This window comes from Chromobacterium sp. IRSSSOUMB001, from assembly GCF_023507765.1.
In the GTDB taxonomy this organism is placed as follows: Bacteria; Pseudomonadota; Gammaproteobacteria; order Burkholderiales; family Chromobacteriaceae; genus Chromobacterium; species Chromobacterium haemolyticum.
Genome location: NZ_JALCYU010000002.1, coordinates 141786 through 154738, shown reverse-complemented (window position 1 = coordinate 154738; position 12953 = coordinate 141786). Strand labels below are relative to the sequence as shown.

General features: G+C 63.3%; 9 protein-coding genes. 7 read left to right on the top strand and 2 right to left on the bottom strand.

From position 1 onward, the window contains the following. The first annotated feature begins 6 nt into the window (after positions 1-6). Complete coding sequence (locus MOV80_RS02785; protein ID WP_249604813.1) at positions 7-1434, top strand: fimbrial protein; 1428 nt, start codon at positions 7-9, stop codon at positions 1432-1434. Next, the gene (locus MOV80_RS02780) at positions 1424-2185 is read left to right on the top strand and encodes a molecular chaperone (protein WP_249604812.1); all 762 of its coding nucleotides are present in this window, start codon (positions 1424-1426) and stop codon (positions 2183-2185) included. The genes MOV80_RS02785 and MOV80_RS02780 overlap by 11 nt, the downstream gene beginning before the upstream one ends. Positions 2186-2421: 236 nt before the next feature. Here the strand turns inward: MOV80_RS02780 and MOV80_RS02775 are convergent, their stop codons facing one another. Further along, positions 2422-5169, bottom strand: coding sequence for a M60 family metallopeptidase (locus MOV80_RS02775; protein ID WP_249604811.1), 2748 nt, complete (start codon positions 5167-5169; stop codon positions 2422-2424). Between the two features lie 280 nt (positions 5170-5449). Then, positions 5450-6733 (bottom strand): cytosine permease, encoded by a 1284-nt coding sequence (locus MOV80_RS02770; protein WP_249604810.1) that lies wholly within the window; start codon positions 6731-6733, stop codon positions 5450-5452. 509 nt (positions 6734-7242) lie between these two features. Between MOV80_RS02770 and hemG the strand changes: the two genes are divergently transcribed. The 5 genes from hemG to glyS all read left to right on the top strand — a co-directional run bounded on the left by hemG (position 7243) and on the right by glyS (position 12919). Beyond that, entirely contained in the window at positions 7243-8574 is a 1332-nt protein-coding gene (gene hemG, locus MOV80_RS02765) for a protoporphyrinogen oxidase (protein ID WP_249604809.1), read from the top strand. Between the two features lie 37 nt (positions 8575-8611). Continuing rightward, a complete protein-coding gene (locus MOV80_RS02760; protein WP_249604808.1) occupies positions 8612-9346 on the top strand; it encodes a transporter substrate-binding domain-containing protein in 735 nt (244 codons plus the stop codon). Positions 9347-9483: 137 nt separating this feature from the next. Beyond that, positions 9484-10374, top strand: a complete 891-nt coding sequence (gene glyQ / locus MOV80_RS02755) for a glycine--tRNA ligase subunit alpha (protein WP_043632582.1) — start codon at positions 9484-9486, stop codon at positions 10372-10374. Between the two features lie 44 nt (positions 10375-10418). After that, positions 10419-10844 (top strand): surface-adhesin E family protein, encoded by a 426-nt coding sequence (locus MOV80_RS02750; RefSeq protein WP_249604807.1) that lies wholly within the window; start codon positions 10419-10421, stop codon positions 10842-10844. 14 nt (positions 10845-10858) lie between these two features. Then, positions 10859-12919, top strand: a complete 2061-nt coding sequence (glyS, locus tag MOV80_RS02745; RefSeq protein ID WP_249604806.1) for a glycine--tRNA ligase subunit beta — start codon at positions 10859-10861, stop codon at positions 12917-12919. Positions 12920-12953 lie beyond the last annotated feature (34 nt).

The following is a 12953-nucleotide window of genomic DNA, read 5'->3' as shown; positions in this document are numbered from 1 at the left end:
GCAGAGATGACAGTTCAATCCGATGCAATGGTGCGTCGCCGCGTCGCCGTCGTGTTACTGGCTTTGCTGGGAGGCGTGTTGTGGTGCGCGCAAGCGGAGGCTGCCTGTTATCGTGTGTCGCGCTCTACGCCGACGACTGACACCGGTGCTGTCGACTATGTCGAGCCTGGCAAGGGCTTGGTACGGGTTTGGGAAGGCGCGCACGATACCTCGGGAAAGGGCGCGATGGCGATGACCATCAATATCAATAACGAGGTGTTCCAGCCAGACGGCACCTTGCTGGCCAGCAAGGTGTTGAGCATTTTCGACTTGGGGTCCGGCCATGTCGGTGGCTATGCGCCGGAGCAAGTGCTGTTTCGCTGCCGGCCGACAGAAAATCCGAGTACTTTTTACGAATATTACTCGACCAATGGCGACAACAGTTGGGCCGGCAAGGACGAGGAGGGCAGCGCCATCGGCTTGCCGGAGTCCTATCGCACCGTGCAGCGTGGGCTGATGGCGCGGGTGACCAATCTGAACACCGGCGAGTACGCGTCGCGTTATTGGAAACGGCGGCCGCTGGAGCTCGATATGGCTCGGGATCAGGATTCGCGTGGCTGGTATCTGATCAAGGCCAGGCACTTCAGCAATTACAAGGTGGAGTTCTTCAAATACAGCAAGTCAAAGGGCTCGGGAGACACCGGCTGGCAAGATGGTCAGGATGGTCAGAATTGGAATTATTCGCAGCCCATCGCCTATAGCGCGTTCCAAGGCGGCGGCATGTCGCCGGACTTGAAGCCGGGGGCAGACCACGCATCGCAGTACTCAGGCTTCTATGGCGCCTGGCCAGGGGCCATCAATCCGTATCAAACCGTCAAGGTGCGCCGTAGCGCCAGCTGCCGCGTGGTAACGGCGACGCCGGTGGTGGCTTTCACGCCCATCAGCGCGGTGGAACTGGAGAAGGGTGGGCAGCGCATGCTGCCCATCGACATCCGCCTGCAATGCCAGACCGGCGCGCCGGGCAATGCCGGTTTGGCCGCTTTCCAAAGCGGTACCGGTGTCGGGCAGACTGCGATGGGACTGCTGGTGCAGCCAGCGAATTATCTGGTAGCGCAGAAGGAGGGTTTGGGGGCCGGCGGGGGCCGGGGGAGCGGGGTCACTCACTTGCTGTCCGATGGTTATGGCGACAACCCGGCCGTCGCCACCGGGGTGGGCGTAGCGTTAAGTCGGCAGAGTGGACAGAAACTGAATTGGTTGAGCAGCGGCATGATTACCGGCGGCGGCGGTGATGCCGGTTGGTATCCTGTGTTGCAAGGAGCGTCTTCAGGCGAAAGCCAGGATGGGCTCACCAGCTATCAAACACGGATGCACGCGACGCTGATCCGCCTACCTGGCAAGCGGGTCAAGGCCGGTTCCTTGAACGCGACCGCGCAGGTGGTGATCCGTGTCCAGTAAGGCGTGGCTGCGCTGGAAAGCAGGTGGCCTGTTGTGTCTGTTGTGCGGCAGCTGCTGGGCCGGCCTGATGGCGGAGTCCACGCGGGTGGTGTTCGCCGCCGGCAGTGCCGAGCAATCGTTGCAACTGGTCAATACCAACCCTTATCCGGTGGTGGTGCAGGCTTGGGTGGACGACGGCGGGCTGGAGTCCGGTCCGGACACGGCCAGCGCGGCGGACGCGGCGGTGATGCCGATTCCGCCCATCTTCCGTCTGAACCCGCAGGCGCAGATCAGCCTGCGCCTGATCGCCACCGGCGTACCCTTGCCCGCTGACCGAGAGTCCTTGTTCTGGCTGAACCTGTATGAGATTCCGCCGAGGCCCGGCGATCTACCGGCAGATGCGCAAACCCTGACCGTCACCTTGCGCACCCAGATGAAGCTGTTCATGAGGCCGGCCAAGCTGCCGTCCTCGGCGGAGCAACTGCCGGAGCAACTGCGCTTCGCTCTGGAGCAAGATGCCGACGGGCCGCGATTGCGCATAGCCAACCCCAGCCCCTATTACGCCACTTTCCGCTCCTTGGAGGTGGTTTGCGCCGGCGGGGCGGCGCAGCCGCTGACGGTGGACATGTTGGCGCCCCTGGCGCGGGAAACGTTGGCCATGGCCTCGCCCTTGCCTTGCGCCGCCGAAGCAGCGGAGGCCCGCTTTCTTCTGGTGGACGACGATGGCAATCCGGTGGCGGGGAGGGCGGCACTGGGAGCCGATGCCAAATGATGTGGGTGGGGCTGGTAGTGCCGCTTGAGCATTAACAGGCGCGGCCGGCAGACGGGCAAGCCTGGCGGCTCGAGTTGGAACAGGCCGTCTCCTCGTGCCGCCTCACATCCATACAATATCCGGCGTATCCGTTTGCCTCGCTCTGTCGTTCAAAACCTTGGTGAACCCGTTTAAAAAAGAGACGCGGGAGGCCCGCGTCTCTTGGCGTTGCTTAGGACTGCATCGTGATGCCGGGCTTATTTTTCAAGCCAAGCATCCTTCCATGCCAGCCCCGTCCCGGGTGCGTAGTGCTGCGGCGATTGGCTGCACCAGCCGCTGAAAGGCGGCAGCTTGCATTCAAAGGTGCGGCCGACATTCGTCACTTTATCGCCGGCCCGATAACTGCCGCCCGGAACATAGGCGGGAATGCCGCCGTTTCCTTTCTTGACCTGAATGGTGTGAGCGATGCTATCTGTTTGACCGGCTCTATCCTTCACCGTTAGCAGCACCTGATGCAAGCCCTCCTTGACTCGGTCGGACGCGGAAACCGCAAGCTGATCGCCATTGTGTTGCAGCGTAAGTTGCGTGCTATTCGTCCATTGATACGTCAAGCTTTCCCCGCTGGAGCCTTTGGCGCTCAGGGTGATGCCCGGCTGGTTTTGCGTGAGGGCGTTCGGACCGCTGATCAGGGCCTTGGGCGGCGGTGGCAGAGGATCTGGTTTCGCGGTGACCGTGATCGAATGCGAGGTTTTGTCGGTCTTGCCGAAGCGATCCTTCACTTCCAAGTCAATCTGGTACTTTCCAGGCAGAACGCCCGGCACCATATTGACGATGGCTTTGTCGCGATTGGGCAGCAAGAGCAGCCTGCTTTGCGTCGACCAGGCGTATTCCAGCATATCGCCGGCGGATTGTTCGGCGGACAGGATGATGCCTGTGAGGTGGTCTACCGGAAGCTCGCCGGGTCCGCTGATATGGGCCTTGGGCGGCGGGCCGCCAGCATCGTCGCCGCGTTTGACCTGCAACTCATGCACGGCGCTATCGGTGCGGCCTTTGGCATCGGAGACTTCCAGTGTTACCTTGTGCTTTCCCTCCGCCGCCGTAATGGGGGCAGTCACTAGCGCCAAGCCTTCATTCACACTTAATCTGAGCCCGCTATTGTTATGCCAGTTATAGGTGAGCCGGCTGCCGGTTGAAGATGTGCCATCCAGCCGCACACCAATGGCGTCTCCCTGCACCAATTCGGTTTCCCCGGTGATATGGGCATTAGGGGGCAGGTCGCCATCGGGCTTGCCCAGCAACAGCTTGCCGCCAAAAGACATGCTGCCTTGCTGGTCGCGAGCCGTGACCGTCAGCTGCACATAGGTATTGGCGGCGATATTGGCCGGCGCGCGCAAGGTGATTTCCGAACTGTCCTTGCCGGACACCACGCTAAAGCCAGGCGGCAGTTGCCATTGGAACTTGAGCTTGGACGCATCGCGGTTTTTCAGCGTCAGCTTCGCGGTAAAGGTCTGGTTGGCATCCACGCTTTGCGGCGCCAATATCAGGCCGGCAATGGCTTGCTGCGCCAAGGGATAGCTGTAGCGCTTGTCTTTATCCGTATTTTCCCAGATGGGCTTGTCCAGTGTCTTGAGAGGCAGTTTATCCAGGGTTTTCTTGGTTTCAGCCGTGGGCGGCAATCCCCATTTGGTGAAGTACGGGCTGAGATCGTAGCCCGTCACCCGGCTGCCTTCCACAATAAAGGCCTGTTGTTGAGCCGCGGTGGTTTTGGGTAGCTCCGTGCTGGGCATGCTGCGGTAGCGCTGATTCAGACGCGCGTAAAAGTCCTTGCCAAAGGCCAAGTCCAGTTGCCAATAAAGAGCCACCCGGACAAATAGGTCTTCCTCATCGTGATAAGCCTTGCCGGAAGCCAGATGCCTTGCAATTTTGTCTGCTAGTTGATCAAGACGGGATGGCAACCCCAACTCGCGCTGCACATAAAGCGAGGTCAGATTGACGCTGACTTCGCTCTGACCACCCCAGGTCAGCGGCTCCAGCTGATAATGATGTCCCAACTCATGCCAAGGGCCCCAGCTTGTTCCCAGCTTCTTGCTGTTGGCGACATCCGCGGCGCCGGAAACATTGGTACCCAGCCAGAAATCGCTGGCCGACATATAGCCTCCAGTTGAGTCCGCCTTGGTGACAAACTGGTACTGGAGCGGCGTGGCGATATGCGGAGCCGGCTGGCCGCCTCCCAGGCCATGCTGCTCTTCCGCCCAAGTGACGATCTGGTCCCAGCGCGTCAGCACGGCCGTCGGGCTATCCACATGGCTTTTCAACACCGCCAGCGGCATGGTGATGATCATGCGCTTGCCCACCAAGTCGGCAAAGGGGGCGTCGGGATAACGCGCCAGCATTTTTTGCCAGTCCGCGTCCTGGTGCTGGCCCAGCATGAAGCGCGGGACCACGTGTCCGCCGTCCTGCAATTTGATGGTGATCGGCCCGGTCTTGATTTGATTTCGCGCTGTGAAATAAATCATGCCGTCATAGGTGGCGGTGATCTTGTTGACGCCAAGCTTGAGGCTGACCACTTGCCGAGAGGTGTGATTCAAGTGGCTATCCGCTTTGTTGGCGATGGGAACTACCCATAACTCGGGCGCTTTGTCCGGCGCGTCTTGCGTATATTGGTAATCGATAGTCAGCACCTCGCCCTTTTTGACGCTATAGCCAGTCGATTGAATCGGCGAGGTTCTCATTCTACGAAGCTGAAGCTGACGGATTTCTCCCGGTTCCCCTCGTTGCTCCAGAATCAGCGTCCGGGAGGGGATCAACTGGTCCGCCGCGGGCTGGGCGAACGGCGGCGGCGAGGCCAGCGCCGCCGCATGGCTGCTTGCGATGCCGCTGCTCATCGCGCCGTCGGAGGCCATCGAGAATAAGGCGCTGGCAATATGCGACAGCACGAAAACGGAAGCCGCTGATGCGTATAACTTCATGTATTCATTAACTCCAAGCTTAAGTTTGGAAAACAAGGCGCTCGATTGAGCACGCGCATTGTTCCAAGCCCGGAGTCTGTTGCTAAGAATTATGAACAAATCTTAAGAGAGTGTTTACGATTCGCTGTTCCAGCCAAAGATTTAGACGACAAGAGTCATCCCCGAGCGCTTACGCGGCAGTTGTAAGGCAGCTTCTGCCATCGCAGGGGCTGACTGTGCGGGTTCTACGGGCCGAATGCCTGGGGGACGGTAGGGAAAGGAATGAAACACCAACGGCGTGTCCGGCAGGATGCGCCGTTGGTGTTGGATGGCGGTCTTACTCGGCGGCGCTGGCCGGTGCGGTATGCGGAGCCTGCCTGCGCGCCAGGCAGAAATACAGCGCGCCGGGCGCGGCCAGGCCGATCAGCCAGGAAATGTCCACCTGGTTCAGATAGGGCAGCAGCGGCCCGCTGTAAAAGCCCGTGGCGATGAAGGGCAGTTGGGCCAGCAGGCCGAACGCGTAGCAGCCGACGCCGATCTTGTTCCAGCGGCCGTAAGCGCCGTCGGGGTCGCTGAGCGCGGGCAAATCGTATCGCTCCTTGCTGATCCAGTAGTAATCCACCAGATTGATGGCGCTCCACGGAGTAAAGAAGGTCAGCAGAAACAGGATGAAGGATTTGAAGTGCCGCAGAAAGTCGGCCTGCGCCGCCAGCGCTATCCAGGTGGACAAGCCGACGATGGCCAGCACGAAGATCAGGCGCTGAGCCTGGCCCATCCTCGCCTCGCGCTTGAAGCCGCTGACGATGGTGGCCAGACACATGAAGCTGCCGTAGGCGTTCAGCGTGGACACGGTGATCTTGCCGAAGGCGATGCTGAAGAACAGCCAGCCCGCCATCGCGCCGCCGCCGCTCAGGCCCACGATGTAAGCCACTTCCCGGCCGGCGAACGGCTTGCCGACCAGCGCGGCGGCGAGCACGCCCAAGCTCATGGCGATCTGCGCGCCGAGCACCGAGCCGCCGCCCACGCAGAGAAAGGTGCGCAGCGGGGAGGTGGCGCTGGGCAGGTAGCGCGAATAATCGGCGACATAGGGGCCGAAGGCGATCTGCCAGGACGCGGACAGCGATACCGCCAGCAGGAAGCTGTCCCAGGCAAAGCGATGATTGCGCAGCAGCGGCGCGATGTCGTTGACGCTGAGCAGGCGCGCGAACAGATAGGCGAAGGCGACCAGGCCGAACACGCTGGCCACTCGCCCCAGCAGATGGATCATCCGGTAGCCGCAGACCGCGAAAACGGCGATGACGGCGGAGAAGATCAGGATGCCGCTCTCGCGGCTAAGCCCGGCCAACTGGGCGATGGCCTGTCCGGACAGAATGGTGCCGGTGGCGTTGAAGCCGACGTAGAGCACGCAGACCAGCGCCAAAGGAATGGTGGCGCCCTGCACGCCGAACTGCACGCGGCTGGAAATCATTTGCGGCAATCCCAGCCGCGGACCTTGCGCGCCGTGCAAGGCCATCACCGCGCCGCCCAGCAGCTGGCCGATCAACAGGCCGATCAAGGACCAGAACACATCGCCGCCCTGCACCACCGCCAGCGCGCCGGTGATGACGGCGGTGATTTGCAAGATTGGCGCTGAACCACAAGGTGAACTGGCTGAGCAAGCGGCCGTGGCGTTCGTTTTCCGGAATGAAATCGATCGCCCTTGTCTCTATCAGGCGGGTTGGCGGTTTTGCCTGCATGACGCTTCTCCTCAGGAAACATGGGGCCGGGGCAAGGCGCGCCGGCGGGGTGGGCGGATTGCCGTTCCGTTCATGACGTTTGACTCTAAGTGCGGGCGCAGGACAAGGTCAATCGAAAACTGAATGTGTTAACTTGAACGGCTTTTGGCCGCCCGCGGCGAGCCGGCTTGCCGCGGATCAACTGGCGGCGGGGGCGCTCCGGGCATACTGGAAACGATTGATGGCCGCCGCTGGGCGGCTTTTTGGTTTTGGAAGCTGTTCACGATTCGCGACGCATTGGCGACACGGCGTTGAAATGCGCATGAACCGCGAGTTCATCGCGTTTTTCCGCCGCAAGGCCTGGCTGCGGCTTGGCTTGGGCGACGTCGAACAGGCGCTATGGAGGGAGCGGTAAATGATTGCGGTGATCGGTGCGGGAATGTCCGGCCTGGCCTGCGCCTGGCAGTTGCGCCGGCACGGCCTGGACGCGGTGGTGTACGAGGCGTCCGGCAGGGTGGGCGGCAAGGTGCTGAGCCTGGACCTGGCGCCGGGCTTGATGGAGGCGGGGCCCAATACCTTGCTGGTGGACGAGGGCTTGCGGCAATGGCTGCTGGAGCTTGGGCTGACGCCCTTGTCGCCGGCACCGGGGCCGCAGCGGCGTTTCGTGCTGCGGCACGGCCGTTATTGCGCCTTGCCCGACGGGCCGGCCGCGCTGCTGGCCGCTTCCTACTTCAGCTGGGACGCCAAATGGCGTCTATTGAGCGAGCCCTGGCGTCGCTCCGCGCCGGCGCAGGCGGAAACGGTGGCGGCCTTCTTCCGGCGCAGGCTGGGCGACGAAGTGCTGGCCACCGTGGTGGACCCCTTCATCGGCGGCGTGTTCGCCGGCGATCCGGAAGAATTGCTGATGACGGAGTGCCTGCCCGCGCTGGCCGCCGCGGAGCGGGAGGCCGGCTCGCTGGTCTTGGGCATGTGGCGGCGTTGGCGGCGCGGCGAGTTGCGGCGCAAGCGGATGTGCACGCTGGCGGGCGGCTTGTCCAGCCTGGCCGAGCGGCTGGCGCGCGATCTGGACGTGAGGCTGGGCTGTCCGGCGCTGGGGCTGGAGCGAGCGGGCGAGGGCTGGCGGGTGCTGACGGCGGAGGGGGCGCAGCCGGCCAGCGCGGTGGTGCTGGCCTTGCCGGCGCCGCAGGCGGCGCAACTGCTGCGGGCCTGCGAACCGGAATGGGCGCGCGCCTGCGCGGCGTTGCCCTACGCGCCGCTGACCGTGGTGGCCACCGTCGTGGCGGAACAGGCGCTGCGCCGGCCGTTGCAGGGCTTCGGCGGACTGCATCCCGTCAGCGAACAGGCCTTGGCCTTGGGACATTTGATGTCCAGCCGGATTTACCCGCACACGGCGGCGCCGGGCTCGCGGCTGGTGACCAGCTTCATCGGCGGCAGCCGCCAGGCGGCCTTGGCCGCTTTGCCGGATCAGGCGCTGCTGCAGCGTTTGAACCTGGAACTGGCGCGTCTGTTCGGCCTGGAAGGCGAGCCCTTGAGCCAGCGCATCGTGCGTTGGCCGCAGGCGCTGCCGCAGGGTACGGCGGCGATGGCGGCCTTGCGGCCGCTGGCGGCGGCGGCGAGCGAGCGCGGCCTGCACGCCTGCTCCAACTGGCTGGACGGGGTGTCGCTGCCGGACTGCCTGGCCAAGGGCCGAGCGCTGGCCGACCGGCTGGCGGAGCAGGCTTTGCATTGCCGCCGATCCGACATATAACAAATCGTCGCGGACTGCCGGGCGAAAGGAGCGGGCGATGCGGACGAGTCTATGGGCGGCGGCTGTCGGAGCCTGTCTGCTGACGGCGGGCGCGGCGGCGCAGGCGCCGGTCAAACTGTGCGGGGTGGAGTGGCAGCCGTTCACCTATGTGAAGAACGGCAAGGTGGATTCCGGCATCAGCCACGACGTGTTGCAAGAGGCTTTCCGCCGGATGAACGTGCCGGTGACGATGGAGGCCGCGCCGTGGGAGCGTTGCCTGCGCGGGATCAAGACCGGCGATTACGACGCGGTGATAGACAACGAGGTGGCGGCGCAGACGCCGCGCTTCAAGAACGTTTATTCCAGCTATCCGGTGGCGCTCTGCGTCAAGCGCGGCTCGCCGGTCAAGTCCTTCGACTGGAAGCTGGTGCAAGGCCAGGCGGTGGGCATGGTGCGCGGCTACACCTATACGCCGAAAATCCTCAACTACCCCAACTGGAAGCTGGAGCCTAGCAACGACGAGGGTCAGCTCTATGCGATGCTGACCGGCGGCCATCGTCAGTTCGTGTTGTGCGATGTGTGGGGCGCGTCCCTGCGGCCGAATGTGGAGATTCTGCAGCCGATGATAGACCGCACCGATTTGTCGCCCAATTTCAGCGCCCGGCAGGCGGCGCTGGCGGCGCGGCTGGACACGACGATAGGCGATTTGATCCGCGACGGCAGCGTGGAACGTATCTACGCCAAATACACCAAGCGCAAGTTTCGGGACATGGTGCCGGCGACGGGCAAATGACGGCGACGCGACGCGAGGAGGGCCGGCGGGAGGAGATTTCGCCGGCCTTTTTGATTTGCCGCCAACGGCTTGGCTTTGCGCGGGGGGCGCTAGGCGGTAGAATCGGCCTTTGACTTTTCACTTTGCTTGCCACGTCTATGCTTACCTTCCAGGAAATCATCCTTACGCTCCAGCACTATTGGAACCGCCAGGGCTGCGCCTTGCTGCAGCCTTACGACACCGAGGTGGGCGCGGGGACTTCCCACACCGCCACCTTTCTGCGGGCGCTGGGGCCGGAGCCGTGGAACGCGGCCTATGTGCAGCCGTCCCGTCGTCCCAAGGACGGCCGCTACGGCGAAAACCCCAACCGCTTGTTCCAGCATCATCAATTCCAGGTGGTGCTGAAGCCGTCTCCGTCCAATATTCAGGAACTGTATCTGGGCTCCTTGAAGGAGCTGGGTCTGGACCCGACGATGCAAGATATCCGCTTTGTTGAGGACGACTGGGAAAACCCGACCCTGGGCGCCTGGGGGCTGGGCTGGGAAGTATGGCTGAATGGCATGGAAGTGACCCAATTCACCTACTTCCAGCAAGTGGGCGGCCTCGACTGCAAGCCGGTGTTGGGCGAGATCACCTACGGCCTGGAACGCCTGGCCATGTATTTGCAGGGCGTGGAGAACGTCTACGATCTGATCTGGACCCATTTGCCGGACGGCCAGCCGGTGACTTACGGCAATGTGTTCTTCCAGAACGAAGTGGAGCAATCCAAGTACGCGTTCGAACACAGCAATGTGGAGCTGTTGTTCCGCCAGTTCAACGATTACGAGGCCGAGGCCAAATCGCTGCTGGAGGCCAGCCTGCCGTTGCCGGCCTACGAAATGATCCTCAAGGCCGGCCACACGTTCAACCTGCTGGACGCGCGCGGCGCAATTTCCGTGACCGAGCGCGCCACCTACATCGGCCGCATCCGCACTCTGTCTCGCGGCGTGGCGCAGGCCTATTACGACGCCCGCGAAGCGCTGGGCTTCCCAATGTGCCGGCAGGCCTGAGCTTGGCTTGCCGCCCCGGCCGTTTCTCGAAAGAGGGAATGCGCATGAAAGCTATTTTCGCATGCATGTGCGCCGCGTTGGCCTTGCCGGCGCTGGCCGAACCCGCCGCCGACTGGGTGGCGTATCAGGACGGCAAGGCGCTGCAGCTGGCGATAGACGGCAATTCGCTATGGCTGGGGCAGGACGGACTGGTGCACTTCGTCAACCAGGAACGGTTCGACAAGGTCCAGGACGAGAAAAACTACAAGCTGAAATTCAATATCCGCCGCAGCGTAGGCTACGCCGACTGCGGCAAGTACCAGTATGTGTTTGTCAGTTCCGATTATTTCGATCGCAACAACAGGCACCTGTTCTCAACCCTATTTCCAGTGCCGCGTCACGCCTGGAAATGGCAGCCCGTGTATCAGGGATCGGTCGCCGACGCCATGATGAAGGTGATCTGCGAAGCCGCCGGGGCCGCCAAGCGTTAAGTTTTCGAGTGAATATGAACCAGACATTGCTGATTGAGCTGCTCACCGAGGAGCTGCCGCCCAAAGCGCTGGAAAAGCTGGCCGCCAGCTTTGCCCAGACCATTGGCGACGAATTGAAGAAAATGCAGTTCGCGCCGGCCGACGCCGAGACGACGGTTTATGCCTCCCCGCGCCGCCTGGCGGTGCAACTGGCCAATGTGGCCGCCTTGCAGCCGGACCAGAAGGTCACCCGCAAAGGCCCGGCCGTGACCGCCGGATTCAAGGACGGTCAACCCACGCCGGCGCTGGCCGGTTTCGCCCGTTCCTGCGGCGTGGAGGTGTCCGCGCTGTCCACGATGAGCGACGGCAAGCAGGATGTGTACGCCTATGAAAGCGTCAAGCAGGGCCAGCCGCTGGCCGCGGTGCTGGCCGACGTGGTGGCGCTGGCGCTGAAAAAGCTGCCGGTGCCCAAACTGATGCGTTGGGGCAGCCTGGACGTGCAGTTCGTGCGCCCGGTGCACGGCCTGATCATGTTGCACGGCGACGCGGTGGTGCCGGGCGAGGTGCTGGGCCTGCAAAGCGGGCAGAGTACCCGCGGCCATCGTTTCTTGTCCGAAGGCGAGGTGACGGTGGCCAACGCCGACGCCTACGCGCGCACTTTGCATGAATCCGGCAAGGTGGTGGCCAGCTTCGACGCGCGCCGCGAACTGATCCGCCACAAACTGACCGAGGCCGCCGCCCGTCTGAATGCCACCATCGCCGCGCCGGAGGCCTTGTTCGACGAGGTGACCGGCCTGGTGGAGTGGCCGGTGGTGCTGGAGGCCGGCTTCGAAGCCGAATTCCTGCGCGTGCCGCAGGAGTGCCTGATCCTGACCATGCAGCAGAACCAGAAGTATTTCCCGCTGCTGGACGCTTCCGGCAAGCTGATGAACCGCTTCCTGCTGGTGTCCAATCTGGAAACCGCCGATCCGTCCTTTATCGTCGGCGGCAACGAGCGCGTATTGCGCGCGCGTCTGTCCGACGCCAAGTTCTTCTTCGAGCAGGATCAGAAGGCGCGCTTGGACAGCCGGCTGCCGCGTTTGGCCAATGTGGTCTACCACAATAAGATCGGTTCGCAACTGGAGCGCGTGGAGCGTCTGCAGAGCATTGCCGGCGCCATCGCCCATGAATTGGGCGCCGACGCCGCGCTGGCCGCCCGCGCCGCCTATCTGGCCAAGGCCGATCTGGTGTCCGACATGGTGGGTGAATTCCCCGAACTGCAAGGCGTGATGGGCATGTACTACGCCCAGCACGACGGTGAGCACGCCGAAGTGGCCGCCGCTATCGAAGGCCATTACCACCCGCGTTTTGCGGGGGACACGCTGCCGGAAGGCAAGATCGCCACCGCGGTGGCGCTGGCGGACAAACTGGAAACCATCGTCGGCATCTGGGGCATCGGCCTGATCCCCACCGGCGACAAGGACCCGTTCGCATTGCGCCGCGCCGCTCTGGGCGTGGTGCGCATGGCGCTAGAAGCGGACCTGGATGTGAAGGCGCTGCTGAACATCGTCGCCGCCGCCTTCCCGGCAGGCAAGCTGTCCGCCAATGTGGCCGATGAGGTGTTCGGCTTCATGATGGACCGTCTGAAGAACTTCCTCGCAGCCGATTACAAGGGCGACGAGATCGACGCGGTGTTGGCGCAGGCGCCTAGCCGGCTGGCGGAAGTGCGCGCGGTGTTGTCCGCGGTGGCCGCCTTCAAGGCCTTGCCGGAAGCGTCCGCGCTGGCCGCCGCCAACAAGCGGGTGAAGAACATCCTGAAGAAGGCCGAAGGCGAAGTGGGCGCGGTGAATCCCGCGCTGCTGAGCGAAGCGGCCGAGCAGGCGCTGTTCGCCGCCGTCGAGCAGCTGGCGCCGCAGGTGGACGGCCAATTCGCCGCCCGCGATTTCGCCGCCGCGCTGACCCAGTTGGCTTCGCTGCGCGCGCCGGTGGATGCTTTCTTTGACGGCGTGATGGTGATGGCGGACGACGCCGCGGTGCGCAACAACCGCATCGCCTTGCTGGCGCGTCTGGTCGGCTTGTTCAACCGCGTGGCGGACATCTCGCTGCTGGCGGAGTGATTCGATGGGGCGGCCCGCGGCCGCCCCGGCGCTC

Bases quoted from the DNA above. Each gene is read 5' to 3' on its own strand.
- MOV80_RS02785 (WP_249604813.1), top strand. From the start codon at position 7: ATGACAGTTCAATCCGATGCAATGGTGCGTCGCCGCGTCGCCGTCGTG.
- hemG (WP_249604809.1), top strand. From the start codon at position 7,243: ATGATTGCGGTGATCGGTGCGGGAATGTCCGGCCTGGCCTGCGCCTGG.
- MOV80_RS02760 (WP_249604808.1), top strand. From the start codon at position 8,612: ATGCGGACGAGTCTATGGGCGGCGGCTGTCGGAGCCTGTCTGCTGACG.
- glyQ (WP_043632582.1), top strand. From the start codon at position 9,484: ATGCTTACCTTCCAGGAAATCATCCTTACGCTCCAGCACTATTGGAAC.
- MOV80_RS02750 (WP_249604807.1), top strand. From the start codon at position 10,419: ATGAAAGCTATTTTCGCATGCATGTGCGCCGCGTTGGCCTTGCCGGCG.
- glyS (WP_249604806.1), top strand. From the start codon at position 10,859: ATGAACCAGACATTGCTGATTGAGCTGCTCACCGAGGAGCTGCCGCCC.